The sequence below is a fragment of the Mesorhizobium sp. BH1-1-4 genome (assembly GCF_020165665.1).
Taxonomy (GTDB): domain Bacteria; phylum Pseudomonadota; class Alphaproteobacteria; order Rhizobiales; family Rhizobiaceae; genus Mesorhizobium.
This window is the reverse complement of the sequence record NZ_JAIUIN010000040.1, coordinates 1-16,956: the sequence shown is the minus strand read 5'-3', so window position 1 is coordinate 16,956 and position 16,956 is coordinate 1. Positions and strand designations below refer to the sequence as shown.

The window sequence follows — 16,956 nt, the reverse complement described above, 5'->3', positions numbered from 1 at the left end:
CATCCGGCCCTCACGCAGAGGCCATTTCTGTTGGACAGGCGGGCGGCAAAGCGCTAATCGCATCATCCATGCATGCGAGACCTCTCGATAAGAAGCCCCTGGACAGGCAAGCGTCGATCGAATCGGCGCTGAGAACGGTGGCAACCGAGCAGGCCGGGATCGCTGCCCTTGCCGAGGCGCTCGAGAACGGACTGGCGGCACCCTTTGCCGAGGCCGTCGACATGATCTCGAAGATCGAGGGCCGGCTCATCGTCACCGGTGTCGGCAAAAGCGGCCATATCGGTTCCAAGATCGCGGCGACGCTGGCCTCGACCGGCACGCCGGCCTTCTTCGTCCATCCCGTCGAGGCCAATCACGGCGATCTCGGCATGATCGCCAGGGACGATGCCATCATCGCCATATCGTGGTCGGGCGAAAGCCCCGAGCTCAAGGGCATCATCGCCTATTCCAGGCGTTTCTCCATCCCGCTCATTGCCGTGACCTCCGGAGAGACATCGGCGCTGGCGCGCGCGGCCGACGTCGTGCTGCTTTTGCCGCGCGCCCCCGAGGCCTGCCCGCATGGCCTGGCGCCGACGACGTCGACGCTGCTGCAACTGGTCGTCGGTGACGCGCTGGCGATCGCGCTGCTCGAGGCGCGCGGCTTCACGCCCGACCATTTCCGCACCTTCCATCCCGGTGGCCAGCTCGGCGCCAATCTGACCATGGTCTCCGAGATCATGCGGGTCGGCGACCAGATGCCGCTCGCTTCGCTCGGCACCAAGATGCCGGAAGCGGTGATGACGCTGTCGCAGAAGAAGGTCGGCTGCGTCCTGATCGTCGACGCGAATGGCGAACTGGCCGGGATTATCACCGACGGCGATGTGGCGCGCAACCTGCACCGCAACCTGGCCGACGTCATCGTCGACGAGGTGATGACGCGCACGCCCAAGACGGTCGACCCGCAGACGCTTGCCGGCACGGCGATCGCGCTGCTCAACGAGCACAATATCGGCGCGCTGGTGGTGGCCAGGGACAACATGCCGCTCGGCGTGGTGCATTTCCACGACCTGCTACGTATCGGCGCCGCCTGAGGTGTGCTGATATTCAGGTTAGGCCGGTCTGCAAATAGCGGCGTCCTGCGCTTCCCCGTTCTACTGCGTCGCAGTAGAACTGAGCTCACGTACAAAAAGTACGCTCTGCTCCGGTTCTCGGATGCCACTATTTTCGACGCGACCTGACCTGAATCTCAACACCCCATGCACGTTGGCGCTGGAGTTCAGACGCGCTCCACCGTCAGTTCCAGATCGGTGTCGGCGGCGGCGGTGACGCGTACCTGGGTGCCGGCGGGCAGGTCCGGGCCGGAGACGCGCCATAGCGTGTCGCCGAGTTTGATGCGGCCGCGGCCGTCGCGGATTGGTTCGGCGAGCGTCGCCATCCTGCCGACCATCTGCGCGCCACGACGGTTGAGCAGCGGCTGGTCGGTCGGCTGGTCGCGTCCGCCCATGAGTTTCTTGCCGACAAAGGCCGAAGCCAGCGACAGGACCAGGAACAGAAGCACCTGGACCTGCCATGTCCAGATGGCGGCATCCCAGATCAGCAGCGATACCGCGCCGACGATGAGCGCGGCGATGCCGATCCAGAGCATGAAGAAACCGGGCGCGATGACCTCTACCACCAGCAGCACGAAGCCCAGAACCATCCAGTTCCACGGGCCGAGTTCAGAAACGATGCGGTCGATCATGAGAGTGGCCTATCTCAGTTTTCGGAGGGCCTGACGACGGGCGGACGCGCGGCCTGCCGTTGCGCGCCGGTCGTGCCTTCGCTGCGGAAGACTTCCTTGGCGATTTCGCCGATGCCGCCAAGCGAGCCGATCAGCGACGACGCCTCGAAGGGCATCAGCACGATCTTGCTGTTGGTGGCGGTGCCGATCTTGCCCAGCGCCTCGGTGTATTTCTGGGCGACGAAGTAGTTCAGCGCCTGGACGTCACCCTTGGAAATCGCTTCCGACACCACCTGCGTGGCGCGGGCTTCCGCTTCGGCGGAGCGTTCACGCGCCTCGGCGTCGCGGAAGGCGGCTTCCTTGCGGCCCTCGGCTTCGAGGATCTGCGACTGCTTGAGGCCTTCGGCGGCCAGAATCTGCGCACGCTTGTTGCGCTCGGCGGTCATCTGGCGGCCCATCGATTCAATGAGGTTGGCCGGCGGATTGATGTCCTTGATCTCGACGCGGGTGATCTTGATGCCCCAAGGGTGCGCCGCTTCGTCGACGACGCGCAGCAGGCGCTCGTTGATGGCGTCACGGTTCGACAACAGCTCGTCGAGGTCCATCGAACCCATGACGGTACGAATGTTGGTCATCGTCAGGTTGAGAATGGCGTTCTGCAGCCCGGCAACCTGATAGGCGGCCTGGGCCGCATTGAGGATCTGGTAGAAAGCAATGCCGTCGACACCGACTATGGCGTTGTCGCGGGTGATGATCTCCTGGCTCGGAACGTCGAGCACCTGCTCCATCATGTTCATCTTGGCACCGATGCGATCGACGAACGGCGTGATAAGATTCAGGCCGGGGCTCAGTGTCTTGGTATAACGACCAAAACGTTCGACGGTATAGTTGTAGCCCTGCGGAATTGTCTTGATGCCTTTGAACAGCACCAGCACGACAAGCGCGACCAGAACAACGACCGCAATATCGAAACCACTGAAATCCATTTGGCTCTCCCTCAGAGGCAGGCCGCGCGAGCCATTCCCGCACAGCCGGCTTCACCAAAGACTTAAGTGTGTTTCAGCAGCGTTACAATCAGGTGATGAGGGATTGTTTGCGTGGATGCACTCAAGGGTTGAAGGTAAACAGGCTTGCATCCGTGTCTTCGAGCCCGCCGATCGAGGCCGAGACGATCTCGGACGCGATGCGCGAGAAGGTGATGCCGTTGCCGCCATAACCCATCACGGCATGGATGCGCGGGTGGCGGGGAATGGCGCCGATATAGGGCAGGCCAGTGGTCGTGGTGCCGAAGGAGCCGGTCCAGGCGAATTCCGGCCTGGTGTCGAGATGCGGCAACAGCCTGCCAAGTTTTTCGGCAATGCGTGCGCTCTTGGTGGTGATGAGTTCGTCTCGCTGGGTCTCGTCGGCGAAATCCTCGTCCTCGCCGCCGCAGACGACCCGGCCATCGGCGGTCGCCCTGACATAGAGGTAGGGATCCGACGCCTCCCAGATGAACGCCGCGCCCGGCCACAGCTTGCGCGGTTGCGGGCACGTCGCGATCGCCCAGGTCGAAATGATCTGGTGGGCGGCCGACGGCACGATGTCGATGAGTTCGTAACCGGTGGCGAGGACAACATGCCGTGCCGTGATGGTGGGGCCGTCCCTGGTTGCCACGATCACCTCGTTCGCACTGTCCCTGATGACAGTGGCTTCGACGGGCGCGTAGAGACGTGCCTTGCGCTCGAGCGCCTTGAGCAGCAGTCCTGCCGTCAGCTTGCGTGGATCGAGCGCGATGTTGCCATGGCTGAGGATGGCGCCGGCGCGATCGATGCCGAACGCCTCGGCGAGTGGCTGAAGGGTCAGATAGGTCGCGGCGATGCCAGCTTGGCGTCGCGCCTCGGCTTCCTCGCGCAATTCCGAGGGCCCGAACACGGTTCCGGCCAGATAGAGCGAGTGGCTGCGGCTCATGCCGCAATTGATGCCGAGTTCCGCGATGCGGGCGGCAAGGTTGGAAACGGCCAGCCGTGAGCGTCGCCAGGCCTGCTCGGCGGGAGCTTTGCCGATCATCCGCGAAAGCGTTGAAAGCGGCTGGTCGATTTCGAACTGGACCAGCGCCGTGGTTGCCGCCGTCGAGCCCTTCAGCGGCCCACGCCGGTCGATGCAGATCACGGCGTGACCATCGGCTGTCAGTGCCTCGGCCATCATGGCACCGCTGATGCCCATGCCGACGATCAGCACATCGGTCTTGACGTCCCGGGTCAGACTGCCGGTCGGCACCGCGGGCGCCCGATAGGCGGACCAGACAGGCCGGCCAGTTGTGAGATCGAGTTTGCGGGGCATTCAGTTCTCCGGGGCCTCTTTGTTTGACGCAATTCCGGACGGAAAACCGTTTCATACTTTTCCCGGAATTGCTTTAGACCCAGCCCAACAGTTCGCGCCGCACCATCGCTTCGATCACCGCCATGCCTTCCGGAGTGTCGTTGAGGCAAGGGATGTGGGCGAAATTCTCGCCGCCCGCGTGATGGAAGGTCTCGGCTGCCTCGCGGCCGATCTCGTCCAGCGTCTCGATGCAATCGACGGAAAAGCCGGGATTGACGATGGCGATCGACTTGACGCCGTCCTTGGCCAGTTTCTCGACTGTCTTGTCGGTGTAGGGCTGCAGCCATTCCTGCGCGCCGAAGCGCGACTGGAAGGTGGTGATCAGTTTCTTGTCATCCCAGCCGAGTCGTTCACGCAACAGCCGCGTCGTCTTCTGGCAGTGACAGTGATAAGGATCGCCCTTCTCGAAATAGGGCTTTGGGATGCCGTGATAGGAGGTGATGACCACCTCCGGCTCGAAATTGAGTGTTGCCAGATGCTGCTCGATCGAACGCGCCAGCGCCTCGATGTAGACCGGCTCGTCATAGTAGGGCGGCACACTGCGCACCGCAGGCGCGCGGCGCATCTTCATCAAAGCGCGAAACAGCTGGTCGTTGGCGGTTGCGGTGGTGGTGGCCGAATACTGCGGATAGAGCGGAAACGAGAGGATGCGGTCGCAGCCCTGCGCAACCAGCCTCTCAGTGACGCTCGCCGTCGAAGGATTGCCGTAGCGCATCGCCCAGTCGACGACGACATTAGGCAGGTCGCGCAGCGCCTCGGCAAGCTTTTCGCCTTGGGCGCGGGTGTAGGTGCGCAAAGGCGACTCGTTCTTCTCCCGATTCCAGATCCTGGCGTAGTTGGCGCCCGACTTCTTCGGCCGTGTGGTGAGCACGAGACCATAGAGGATCGGATACCAGATTGCCTTGTTGAGCTCGATGACCCTTGGATCGGACAGGAATTCCCGCAGATACCGCCACATCGGCTTGAAATCGGTGCCATCAGGCGTGCCGAGATTGACCAGCAAGACGCCGATCTTGCCGGCCTTGACCGGCGGATGTCCAGCCGGTAACGGGCCGACGGCCTTGGCGGCTTTGGCATCGACAGGGGTGGAAAGCGTCATAAGGGTTCTCCAGGAGACGCGAACCTAACCATCTTGCGCGCGCTTTCAATGCAGCGTCTGGCCGCACCTTAATCCGAAAACACTAAACCCACCCGGTTTCCCGGGCGGGTTGGTGTTGGAAGAGGCGAAGCGGTGTTACTTCGCCGGGATGGTCAGTGTCGCGCCCGGCACAAGCCGATGCGGCCTTTGACCCTTGTTCGCCTCATAGATGTGTTTCCACTTGGTCGCGTCGCCATAGGCTTTCTTCGCCAGATCCCAATAGGTGTCCCCGGTCACGATGACATGGCTGCCGGTGGCCGGTGCGGCTTCGGCGCGCTTTGCCGGCTCGGCGGGCGAGGGTGCCGCCGGGGCGGGAGCGGCCGGCGCCGTCTCGGCAGGCTTTGCCGGTTCGGCTGCCGGCGGGGCCGGCGGTGGCGGCGCGTTTTCCGTCGATATGGCTGGTGGCGTGTTGGCGATATCGCCTGAGTTGGCGGGCAATTCCGGCATCGGCGCTGCGGCATCGGCGGGCTTTGCAGGTTCAGCCGGTTTGGCGGCCTTGGCCGGCACCGGCGCTGCCGGGGCGGTCTCCGCAGGCTTTGCTGGCTCGGCGGGCTTGGCCGGCTCGGTGGCGGGAGCCGCCGCTGTCGTCGCGGCGATCTCGGTGATGCGGCCGTCGAGCTTCGGCGTATAAGGCCGGTGGGCGCCGAGGTAATCGGCAACGACCTGTTCGAGACCAGGGCCGTAATCATAGGCCTTCTTGGCCTTTTCGGCGAAGACCTTGTAGCCGTCGCCGCCCTGGCGGACATAATTGTTGGTGGCGACCAGATAATCCTTGTCCGGATTGATGGGCGTCCAGGCGCCGTTTTCCATCACCTCCACCGATTTCACACGGCCTGCGTTGGGCGCGACCGACCTGTCGAAAGAGTATTTGAGGCCCGCCACCTGCGGGAAGCGGCCGGCGCCGTCCTCTATCTGGCTGAGGCCGCCTTCGAGGCCGGCGACAAGGTCCTTGCCGGAAATCTGGAAGGTCGCCAGCGTGTTCTGGAACGGCAGCACGGTCAGTACCTCACCCATGGTGACGGTGCCCTTGTCGATCGAGGCCCGCAGGCCGCCGCCATTGGAGATGACGATCTCGACGCCCTGTCCCTTGACGCGGTCGAGGATGGCGTCGGAGACGAGGTTGCCCATCGCGCATTCCTTGGCGCGGCAATTCTCACGGCTGCCGTCGATCACGTCGGTGGTCTCGGCCACTTCCTTGTTCTTCAGCGCTTCGATCGGCGCGCCGAGTTCCTTGATGCGGGCAAGCACCGCTGGATCGGGGGTAATCGACTTGTCGAGATAGATCGGGTCGCCGCTCGCTGATTTGACGACGCCATTGTCGTCGAACACCACCTTGAACTCGCCGAGATATTTCGAATAGGAGGCCGCCTGCACCACCGGCACCTTGTAGCCGCCGGGGTTGTCGACCATCGTCGGGTAGGGGCCGGCAGCCTTCGGGTCGGTGTTCGACAAAAGCGTGTGGCTGTGGCCGCCGACGACGACGTCGATGCCGGGGATCTTGGCGATGACGTCGCGCTCCCTGTTATAGCCGATATGGGTCACGGCGATGATCTTGTTGACGCCTTCTCCCTTGAGCTTCTCGACCTCGGCCGTGATCGACTTGACGTCGTCCTCGATCGTGATGTTGGGGCCGGGGGAGGCGAGTTCGGGCGTGTCGTTGGTGACGGCGCCGATGATGCCGATCTTCTGGCCGCCGACCTCGACCACGATGGACGGCTTGACGCGGTCGCCGAGCTTGGACTGGGCGTTGGCCTTGACGTTGGCGCCGAGCACGGGGAACTTGATCATGTCGAGGAACGGCGCCAGCGCTGCTTCGCCGTCGTCGAATTCATGATTGCCGAGCGCCATGGCGTCGAACTTCATGTCGTTGAGGAACTCGCCTTCGACCTTGCCCTTGTAGGTCGTGTAGAACAGCGAACCCTGGAAATTGTCGCCGGCGCTGAGCAGCAGCACGTTCTGGCCTTCCAGCTTCTTGCGCTCCTGGGCAATCGCGGTGATCAACCGGCCCGCGCCGCCGATGCACTCGCCCTTGGTCTCCTCCTCGGCCGAGCAGGTCGATTCATATTTGTTGTTGCCTTCGATGCGGCTATGCCAGTCATTGATGTGGAGGATATTCAGTGTGTAGTCGGCAAAGGATGCGCCGGCCGACAGGCCAAGCGTCGACGCGGAAAGGGCGGCAATGGCGGCAAGCTTCTTCATCTTCGTCTCCCGGTAGGCTGATCAGAGGCGTCTAACGCCTTTGCTTGACTGGGGTATAACAGCCAGCGTTTTGATCATGTTCCCATCGCGTTCCGGTCGACGCAAGCGGAAATCCAGGCGAGCTTTGCCGGCATAAAAAGACGGCGGCCAATGGCCGCCGTCCTCGAGCATGCGAATGTTCGCCGGTTCAGGCGCGTCGCGTCAGGACGAAATTCTGGCCGGCCGAACTGGTGCAGTTGAGCTGGCTGGTCGACACCAGCAGGCAGTTGAAGCTGACGCCGGTCTGGCGGATCAGCGAGGTGCCGTTGATCTGCACCGAAGTGGCGCCGGTCATCGTGTAGCTGCCATCGGCCAGCTTCTGGCCGGTGTCGGTGGCGACGGTCGTGAACTTGCCGCCGTTGAAGGTCGACAGGCCGGTGCCCTTGGCATCGATCCAGGAACCCTCGACACCTTTCGGCGTGGTTGCCATCGGCGGCTGGTCGGGACCGCTGGTGGTACAGGCAGCGAGCATCGAGACAACGGCGCCCGCCACGCCCATAGAAAGAACTTTGCGCGCAATAGTCATATGAAATCCTCTCCAAACGCGTCGGTCCAAAAATCGGGCGGATTTCTGGAAAGCGCGACGCGAACGTCCAAACTGCTGGGGTAGGCTTTATGCGTCCAACGGGACGCACATCGCCACTCCAGGCCGCATCCCTTCAATCGCCCGATTTCCGGGCGATTGCAAGGCAATGGGGTAGGGTCCGCGCGATGCTATCGGACGAGGATGTTGCGGAATTGCCACGGGTCGCCGCGGTCGAGGTCCTCCGGGAAGAGGCCCGGGCGCCTATCGAGCGGCGTCCAGTCGGTATAGTAGCCCTTGACCGGTCCGAGATAGGGCGACTGCACCTCCAGGCAACGCTTGAAATCCATCTCGTCGGCCTCGACGATGCCTGCTGCCGGATTTTCCAGCGCCCAGACCATGCCGGCCAGAACCGCCGAGGTGACCTGCATGCCGGTGGCGTTCTGGTAGGGAGCGAGCTTGCGCGCCTCGGCGAGCGACAGCTGCGAACCGTACCAGTAGGCATTCTTGTCGTGGCCGTAGAGCAGGACGCCGAGCTCGTCGACGCCGTCGACCAGCTCGTTCTCGTCGAGCACATGGTGCACCGGCTGCGGCTTGCCGGCGGCGCCGAACATCTCGTCCAGCGACAGCATCGCGTCGTTGCAGGGATGGTAGGCGTAGTGGCAGGTCGGGCGGTATTGAACCTTGCCCTTCTTGGAGCGCACGGTGAAGAAATCGGCGATCGAGATCGCCTCGTTGTGGGTCACCAGCAGGCCATACTGCGCGCCCGGGGTCGGACACCACGAGCGCACGCGCGTGTTGGCGCCGGGCTGTTCCAGATAGATCGCGGCCTTGGAGCCGTGCTTGTGTTTCTTGCCGTTCTTTGGCATCCACTTCTCATGCGTGCCCCAGCCGAGTTCGGCCGGCTGCAAGCCTTCGGAGATGAAGCCCTCGACCGACCAGGTGTTCCAGAACACGTCCATCGGCTTGGGCTTCTTGGCGCGCTGGGTGTCGCGCTCGGCGATATGGATGCCCTTGACGCCGGCCTTCTTCATCAGCTTGGCCCAGCCCTCGCGGTCTTCCTGCGCGGGCTCTGAGAACTCCATGCCAAGATCGGTGGCCAGATTGACCAGCGCCTGCTTGACGAACCATGACACCATGCCGGGGTTGGCGCCGCAGGTGGAGACGGCGGTGGCGCCGCCCGGCTTGTCATGCTTTTCCTTGATCAGCGCCTCGCGCAGCGCATAGTTGGTGCGGCTGGCATTGTCGGCCTTGGCGTCGAAATAGAAGCCAAGCCAGGGCTCGACGACGGTGTCGATGTAGAGCACGCCGAGCTTGCGGCAGAGCCGCATCAGGTCCACCGAGCCGGTATCGACCGACAGGTTGACGCAAAAGCCCTGGCCGCCGCCATTGGTCAGAAGCGGCGTCAAAAGCTTCTTGTAGTTCTTCTCGGTGACCGCTTCCTGGACGAAGGCTATGCCGCGCTCGTCGAGCAGCTTGCGATCGGTATCGCGCGGGTCGAGAACCGTCATGCGCGACTTGTCGAACTTGAAATGGCGTTCGATGAGCGGCAGCGTTCCGCGTCCGATCGAGCCAAAGCCGATCATCACCACGGGGCCGGTGATCTCACCGTAAACGGGCCAGTTTTCATTCGCCATTTTATCGAGCACTCCTTCAACTACAGCAGAAAGCCAGGCATTTTCGCCCGACGGCCATGCGCTACATCACAGATCAATGTCACAAACCAGTGAAAAGCGCCAACTGGAGGCTAGCCACCCTTGGCCATGTGGTTAAGGACCGACACCAACCGGTCGCGGTCCGCCGTCAGGCCCTTATAGTCGAGCTGGTCGAGATCGAGTGCTTCGAGCTGGGCGGCAAAGGAGATTGCGAGGCTCGCCCGATCCGGATGCCGCGCCAGTACGGCGAGCGGGTCGAGATGGATGCGGATGGTGAACAGGATGTCGCGCGAGGCCGGCAGTTTGCGCAGCGTCTGGCGCTCGACACGGATGAAGGCGTGCGCCTTGACGTCGCCGTCGGGGAAACGCGTCGGCCGGTTGGTGGCACGGTCGATGCGCTCGACATTGGACAGCGGATGGTAGAGCGCATTGTCGGCCTGGATCGACCAGTTGAAGCGCTCGACCGCCTGGCCCTGCAGGCCGTCGAACATGCGGTTGATGAGATCGGCCGGCCTGCTGCCCGGCCCAAAACCCGGCACCGGCTCGTGGATCCGCTGCAGCGGCTTGCCGAATTTTTCGGTGAGCGACCAGGACGAGGGAAAGCACAGCGAGCCGGCGGCCAGACGCCAGCCGTCTTCGCCCCGGCGCATGAGGATCAAATCTTCCTGGACCAGCAGCGAGGCCGCGACCAGGGGTGCGCCGGCAAGGCTGGAGGGGATCGGGGGATGGTCCGTCGCGCCAACCACAGCAACGCCCGCATCGACGCGCCGGTGCGTGCCGGGAAATCGTTCCGGCAGGTGGGCGCCGAGCAATTCGAGCACCTCCTGCTGGGCGCCCCGCGTGCCGTCCTCCTCGACGAAGACCTGCTCGGGAATTTCGGCATAGAGCCGGCGCTTCTCGGCGAGATAGGGCAGCAGGTGACCGTCGACCTCGATCCAGTGCGCGGGGTCGAGCAGCTTCAGTCCAATGGTGAAGAGTCTCGACGAACCGTCATAGGGGGTGTGGGCGGGTAGGGGTGTCATGCCTCAGATCAGTTTGGCTTCAGATTAGTTTGGCCGGGATCAGCCCGCGCAGCGAATTGCCGACGAACAGCGCCTTGGCGGATTTCAGGTCATCCAAGCTGTAGATCGCTTCACCGGCGCGGCCTTCATCCAGAAGCGCGGCGCGCAATACACCAGGCAAGAGGCCGCAATCGAGGCGCGGCGTCGCCAGCATGCCGTCGCCGAAATCGGCGAAGACGTTTGTGATCGTGCCTTCGCAGATATCGCCGCGTTCATTGGCCAGCAGCACTTCATCCGCCTGGGTGACGAGATATTCGGAGCGGGCATGGGTGTAGAGCTGCCGCCGGCTGGTCTTGTGGCGCAGCAGCATGTTGCTCGAATCGAGCCTCGTGCGTGCCAGCCGCAGCGTCCACACCTTGTCGGCGGCAAGCGGTTCATAGGGTTGCGCAGAGGCGTTCGCCTCGCCATTGCGCGACAGAGCGAGCCGCGTGCGCATGGCGGTGGATGATCGATCCACGGCGCCGCTCAGCGCTTCGCCGACCTTTTGCGGATCATGGCTGAAGCCCAGTTCCACCGCCGAGCCATAAAGGCGCGCAAGATGGCGATCGAGGCGCAGGAAACCCGAGGCGGGTTCCCAGCGCATGGTCTCGATCAGCTCGAAATCGGCGACGTCCCCGTCGCGAAGCGGGCTTTGAGCAGACACTCCTGATACTCCTCCTCGGCAACCGAATCGAAGACGATGCCGCCGCCGACATTGTAGACGGCCTCGCCGCTGGCAAAGAGCGAGATGGTCCGGATCGCCACCGAAAAGCGCATCGTGCCGCCGGGTGCGATCCAGCCGATGGCGCCGCAATAGACGTCGCGCGGCGTGCCTTCCAACTCGTGCAGGATTTCCATGGCGCGGATCTTCGGCGCGCCGGTGATCGAGCCGCAGGGAAACAGCGCCGCGAAGATCTGGCGTATGCCGAGCCCGGGCAGCAACCTGGCCCTGACGTCGCTCACCATCTGGTGGACGGTCGGGTAGGACTCGATGCGGAACAGTTCCGGCACCTCAAGCGTGCCGACCTCGCTGATCAGCGATATGTCGTTGCGCAGCAGGTCGACGATCATCCGGTTCTCGGCCTGGTTCTTTTCGTCGTTGCGCAGGAAGTTCTTCTGCCGTTCGTCCTCGTCCCTTGTCGCGCCGCGCGGTGCGGTGCCTTTCATCGGATGTGTCTCGATCATCCCCGCGGCATTGATCTCGAAGAACAATTCGGGCGAGCGCGAGAGGACGATTGGGTCGCCGAGCGCGACCAGCGCGCCATATTTCACCGGCTGGCGTTCGGTCAGCGCGTCGAAGGCGGCGAGCGGATCGCCAGACCATTGCGCGTGCACCGGAAAGGTGAGGTTGCCCTGGTAGCAATCGCCTTGCCTGATGTGCCGGTGCAGCCGCGAGAACCGCTTCTCGTAATCGTCGAACGACCATGTCGCCCTGGCGTCGAAGATCGGGCCGTTGGTCGGCGGGCCGCGCGGCGGCACCGCCTCTTCGTCGGGGGCATCGAAGACCCCGAGGCAGACCAGTGGAGCCCGGCGCCGGCCCGGCAGCAAGGGAACGAGTTTCGGTTCGAGCAGGTAACCGGCCTCGTAGGAGAAATAGCCGGCCAGCCATTTGCCGGCGTCGTGCGCGGCCTGCGCCGCTTGCAACGCCGCCTGGAAGTCCTTGGCCTCATGCGCGACGATGAGATCGGCCGGCCGCTCGAAAACGAGCTGGCGCGCGCTTTCGTCGTTGCGGAAAATTGCGGCGGGCAGGGACATGGGAACCGGGATCGATGAAGCCAACGATCGCTCTATATGGGGGGCCATGCGCGCGCAATCGAGGGAACGGCACCCTGTCCCTCAAAGCCGACTTCTGGCCTGACGCTGAAACAAAACCGGCGGCGCCCTGGAGCGCCGCCGGTTTTGTCCCGACTTGTCGCTCAGGTGTTGCTTGCGGTTCCTGCGGTCGGAAACTGCTTGGCGAATTCGGCCTCGTTGCCGGCGGCGAGCAGCCTGGCCTGCTCGATCCAACGTTCGCGCGCGATGCGGCCGTCGAAGTTCATCACGTCCTCGATCCGCTTGATGTCGGCAGCGGTCCAGGCGGCGATCTGGGCGAAGCTGGTAACGCCTTGTGCCTTGAGCAGCTTCTCGTTGACCGGGCCGATGCCGATCAGCCGGCGCAGATTGTCGGGCTTGCCCGATGCCGGCTTGGCAGCAGCCGGGGCAGCCTTCTTGGCGGCGGGCGCTGCCTTGGGCGCGGTCGAGGTCTTCGCCGGAGCTTTGGCCGCCGCGGGCTTCGGCGCCGCCTTGGCCGGGGCGGCCTTCGCGGCGGCTGGCTTGGCTGCGGCTGGCTTGGCTGCGGCCGGAGCGGATTTGGCTACGGCAGGCGTGGACATCAGGGCTGCCGGCGGCTGAGTTGACGCCTTTGCCGCGCCGGCGCCAGTCGAGGCCTGCGCCTCGCGCAACTGACGCTCGAGATCGGAGCGGGTCTTGCCGCATGCATTGAGTTCGCCGGTCAGGCGATCGCTGTCGGCGCGCAGCTTGTCGCGCTCGCCGCGGGTGCGGTCGAGGTCGCCGCGCAGGCTGTCGAGCTCACCGCGCAGACGCCCCCAGATGAACCAGCCGACCAACACGCCTACCAGGAACGCCAGGATCACGTAGAAAAAAGTGCCCATTGTCTCTCTCCAGTCAGATCCGTCTGCCGGGGTCATGACCTTCGGCGCGGGACTACTCGATGATGGTTCCGCTGATACACGGAACAGCCGGCTTCGGTTCGAGCTGTCGGCGATCGGCTTTCCAGCCCATGGTCAACGGCCGTTGTCGCGTTCGCCCGAGCGCACGGCTGGCTGAGATTCCCTCGCCGATCCGCATGCGCTCCGGCTGAGCTTGGCGCGAAGGCTATCATAGAGCTTGCGGAAAGCTATCGGAAAACGTCCCGCGGAGAGTTCTTCAAGAACAAATATTTAGGGCAAGAATAGCCAAGCCAGACATGCATCCCGGCTAAACTGTTCTTGTCGGGCGAGAGACGTCTCAACCGTCGAGCGTTTCCAGTTCGTCGATCAGGCCGCTGATCACGCCGAGCCCGATCTGCCAGAAGGCGGGGTCGGTGGCGTCGAGACCGAAAGGCGCCAGAAGCTGCGAATGATGCTTGGTGCCGCCGGCACGCAGCATCTCGAAATATTTGTCCTGAAAGCCGCGCTCGGCATTCTGGTAGACCGCATAGAGCGAGTTCACCAGGCAGTCGCCGAACGCATAGGCATAGACGTAGAAGGGCGAGTGGATGAAATGGGGGATGTAGGTCCAGAACGCCTCGTAGCCTTCGCGCAGCTTGATCGCCGGCCCCAGGCTTTCGGCTTGAACCTCCAGCCAGAACTCACCGAGCCTGTCGGATGTCAATTCGCCGTTGCGGCGCTCGGCATGCACCTTGCGCTCGAATTCATAAAAGGCGATCTGGCGCACCACCGTGTTGATCATGTCCTCGACCTTCTGGGCGAGCATGGCCTTGCGCTCGCGCCGGTCGGTGGTCCGCTCGAGCAGCGAGCGGAAGGTCAGCATCTCACCGAAGACGGATGCCGTCTCCGCCAGCGTCAGCGGCGTCGAGGCCATCAGCGCGCCCTGGCCGGCGGCCAGCACCTGATGCACGCCGTGGCCGAGTTCATGCGCCAGCGTCATCACGTCGCGCGGCTTGCCCATGTAGTTGAGCAGCACATAGGGGTGGGCCGACGGCACGGTCGGGTGGGCAAAGGCGCCAGGCGACTTGCCCGGACGCACCGGCGCGTCGATCCAGTTGCGGTCGAAGAAGGTGCGCGCGATCTCGGCCATCTCGGGCGAGAAGCGATGATAGGCCGACAGCACCGTGTTCCTGGCCTCGTCCCAGCCGATCACCGCCTGCGGCGTCTCCGGCAACGGCGCGTTGCGGTCCCAGTGGTTCATCACCTCCATGCCGAGCCAGCGCGCCTTCATGGCGTAGTAGCGGTGCGACAGGCGCGGATAGGCCTCGCGCACGGCGGTGGCCAGCGCATCGACCACGCCGCGCTCGACGCGGTTGGCGAGATGGCGTGAATCGGCAATGTCCTCGAAGCCGCGCCAGCGGTCGGAAATCTCCTTGTCCTTGGCCAGCGTGTTGGTGATCAGCGTGAAGGTGCGCAGGTTCTTGCGGAAGGTGGTGGCCAGCGCCTCGGAGGCGCGCCGGCGGACCTCGCCGTCCGCATCCTGCAGGCGGTTGAGTGCCGGCTCAAGGGTCAGTTCCTCGCCGTCGATATCGAAGCGAAGATCGGTCATCGTCTCGTCGAACAGGCGATTCCAGGCGCCGCGTCCGGTGATCGATTTCTCGTGGAAAAGCTGCTCGACGCGATCCTCGAGCTGATAGGGCTTGTCCATGCGCAGATCGAGCACCCACGGGCGGTAATGCCCAAAGGCCGGGTCGCTGGCCAGTGCGCCTTCGATCGCCGCATCGTCGATCAGGTTCAGTTCGAGCGCGAAGAACAGCAGATGCGCGCTGGCGTCTGTCATCTTCTCCTGGATGTCGCCATAGAGCTTGGCGCGCTGCGGATCGGCGGTGTTGCCGGCATAGACGAGGCCGGCATAGGAGACGATGCGGCCGATCAGTTCCTCGAGCGCTTCGTAGGCGCCAAGGGCCTCGCCAAGCCGGCCGGCGGCGCCGCGCCCGGCCTCGGCTGCGAGCGTGCCCTTCCAGCGGGCCTCGAACGCGACGGCGTCGGCGGCTGCTTTGGCAATGTCGCGCTTCAGTTCCGGCGCGTCCATGCCGGCATAGAGATCGGCGAGGTTCCATTCCGGCAGATCGCCAAGCCCGGCCGCGCCCTGACCGGACGCTGGCGCCGCAATCCGCCGATCAAACATCATGCGCATCGAGATACCTTCTTTGAACCAACTGGCCTTCTTTGAACTGGCCGGCGTTGAAGCCCGTGGCCAGAATCAGGGGAGCCAGACTCAACGGGAATGGAAAAGCCGGTCAAATCCTAAGGAATTCGTTCACCGGGTTTTTTGAAACCTTATTTAGAACCCTGTGCCAAGATGATCCATGGGGAATTCGGGCGCGGGCAGACCAAGACAGTCATGACAGGTTCCATACTCATAGTCGATGACGATCCCGTGCAGCGCCGGCTGCTCGAGGCGGCGGTGACCCGGTTCGGCCACACGGCGATCGTCGTCGAAGGCGGTGCCGCCGGTCTCGAGGTTCTCGACGGGCCTGGCACCCGCGACGTATCGGTCGTGATCCTCGACCTTGTCATGCCCGGCATCGACGGCATCGGCGTGCTGAAGGCGATGCGCGAGCGCGACATCGGCGTGCCGGTCATCGTGCAGACCGCGCAGGGCGGCATCGAAACCGTGGTTTCGGCGATGCGTCATGGCGCTTTCGATTTCGTCGTCAAGCCGGCTTCGCCCGACAGGCTGCAGGCCTCGATCTCCAATGCGCTGAAGGTCGAGGCGGTCGAGGGCGAGGTCAAGCGCACGTCGCGCAAACGCGGCGGGCTGCTGACCTTCAAGGACATGATCACCCACAGTCCGGCCATGGACAAGGTGATCCGCCTCGGCCAGAAAGCGGCGGCCTCAAACATCCCGATCCTGATCGAGGGCGAATCCGGCGTCGGCAAGGAACTGGTGGCGCGTGCCATTCAGGGCAGCGGTGACCGCCGCTCGAAACCCTTCGTCACGGTCAATTGCGGCGCCATCCCCGACAATCTGGTGGAATCCATCCTGTTCGGCCATGAGAGAGGCTCGTTCACCGGCGCCACTGACAAGCACACAGGCAAATTCGTCGAGGCGCATTCCGGCACCCTGTTCCTGGACGAGATCGGCGACCTGCCGCTCGACGTGCAGGTCAAGCTGCTGCGCGCCGTCCAGGAGGGCGAGGTCGATCCCGTCGGCGGCCGCTCGACCGTCAAGGTCGACATCCGGCTGATTTCAGCGACGCACCGCAACCTGTTGCAGCAGGTCAAGGACGGCAAGTTCCGCGAAGACCTGTTCTACCGGTTGAATGTCTACCCGATCTTCGTGCCGCCGCTGCGCGACCGCCGCGAGGACATTCCCCATCTGGTCTCGCATTTCATGGAGAAGGTGGCGCCGGCCGACCCGCGTCACCGGCTGCAAGGCATTTCGGCGGCAGCGCTTGGCATTCTGCAGGCCTATGACTGGCCCGGCAACATCCGGCAGCTCGAAAACGCCGTCTTCCGTGCCTCGGTGCTGTGCGAAGGCGAGATGCTGACTGCCGATGATTTCCCGCAGATCCGGGCGCAGGTCGAAGGCACGGTCAATCTCGAAGCCGGCGACAGGTTCGAAGCAAGTGGCGCGGCGGGGCCCCGGGCCCC

14 protein-coding genes are annotated in these 16,956 nt (G+C 63.9%); 2 read left to right on the top strand and 12 right to left on the bottom strand.

The features are described 5' to 3' along the window. The first annotated feature begins 68 nt into the window (after positions 1-68). Positions 69-1,070, top strand: coding sequence for an SIS domain-containing protein (locus LB569_RS31260; protein ID WP_224695341.1), 1,002 nt, complete (start codon positions 69-71; stop codon positions 1,068-1,070). 185 nt (positions 1,071-1,255) lie between these two features. On the opposite strand, the gene LB569_RS31255 is transcribed toward LB569_RS31260, so the two are convergent. The 12 genes from LB569_RS31255 to LB569_RS31200 form a co-directional block, all read right to left on the bottom strand. Further along, a complete protein-coding gene (locus LB569_RS31255) occupies positions 1,256-1,720 on the bottom strand; it encodes an NfeD family protein (protein WP_224695340.1) in 465 nt (154 codons plus the stop codon). Between the two features lie 14 nt (positions 1,721-1,734). Further along, on the bottom strand, positions 1,735-2,685 hold the full coding sequence (locus tag LB569_RS31250; protein ID WP_027146254.1) for an SPFH domain-containing protein: 951 nt from the start codon (positions 2,683-2,685) through the stop codon (positions 1,735-1,737). 121 nt (positions 2,686-2,806) lie between these two features. Continuing rightward, positions 2,807-4,018 carry an NAD(P)/FAD-dependent oxidoreductase gene (locus tag LB569_RS31245; protein WP_224695339.1) on the bottom strand — a complete coding sequence of 404 codons (1,212 nt, stop codon included), beginning with the start codon at positions 4,016-4,018 and terminating at the stop codon, positions 2,807-2,809. Positions 4,019-4,091: 73 nt separating this feature from the next. After that, entirely contained in the window at positions 4,092-5,156 is a 1,065-nt protein-coding gene (hemH, locus tag LB569_RS31240; protein ID WP_224695338.1) for a ferrochelatase, read from the bottom strand. A gap of 135 nt (positions 5,157-5,291) precedes the next feature. Next, a complete protein-coding gene (locus tag LB569_RS31235; RefSeq protein ID WP_224695337.1) occupies positions 5,292-7,394 on the bottom strand; it encodes a bifunctional metallophosphatase/5'-nucleotidase in 2,103 nt (700 codons plus the stop codon). 187 nt (positions 7,395-7,581) lie between these two features. Beyond that, positions 7,582-7,959 (bottom strand): hypothetical protein, encoded by a 378-nt coding sequence (locus tag LB569_RS31230; RefSeq protein WP_140704406.1) that lies wholly within the window; start codon positions 7,957-7,959, stop codon positions 7,582-7,584. A 188-nt stretch (positions 7,960-8,147) separates the two neighbouring features. After that, positions 8,148-9,593, bottom strand: a complete 1,446-nt coding sequence (locus LB569_RS31225) for a homospermidine synthase (protein WP_224695336.1) — start codon at positions 9,591-9,593, stop codon at positions 8,148-8,150. Between the two features lie 110 nt (positions 9,594-9,703). Continuing rightward, on the bottom strand, positions 9,704-10,633 hold the full coding sequence (locus tag LB569_RS31220) for a heme-dependent oxidative N-demethylase family protein (RefSeq protein WP_224695335.1): 930 nt from the start codon (positions 10,631-10,633) through the stop codon (positions 9,704-9,706). A gap of 19 nt (positions 10,634-10,652) precedes the next feature. Next, a complete protein-coding gene (locus tag LB569_RS31215) occupies positions 10,653-11,315 on the bottom strand; it encodes an aminotransferase class IV family protein (RefSeq protein WP_224695334.1) in 663 nt (220 codons plus the stop codon). Continuing rightward, positions 11,264-12,418: an aminodeoxychorismate synthase component I gene (locus LB569_RS31210; protein WP_411970267.1), complete on the bottom strand. Its 1,155-nt coding sequence runs from the start codon at positions 12,416-12,418 to the stop codon at positions 11,264-11,266. Before LB569_RS31210 ends, LB569_RS31215 begins: the two co-directional genes overlap by 52 nt. Positions 12,419-12,567: 149 nt before the next feature. Then, a complete protein-coding gene (locus tag LB569_RS31205) occupies positions 12,568-13,302 on the bottom strand; it encodes a proton-conducting membrane transporter (RefSeq protein WP_224695332.1) in 735 nt (244 codons plus the stop codon). 355 nt (positions 13,303-13,657) lie between these two features. Next, positions 13,658-15,496, bottom strand: coding sequence for a M3 family oligoendopeptidase (locus LB569_RS31200; RefSeq protein WP_224695331.1), 1,839 nt, complete (start codon positions 15,494-15,496; stop codon positions 13,658-13,660). A 207-nt stretch (positions 15,497-15,703) separates the two neighbouring features. Here LB569_RS31200 and LB569_RS31195 point away from each other — a divergent pair. Then, positions 15,704-16,956, top strand: a 1,253-nt coding sequence (locus LB569_RS31195; RefSeq protein WP_224695330.1) for a sigma-54-dependent transcriptional regulator, incomplete at its 3' end; no start/stop codon positions are given.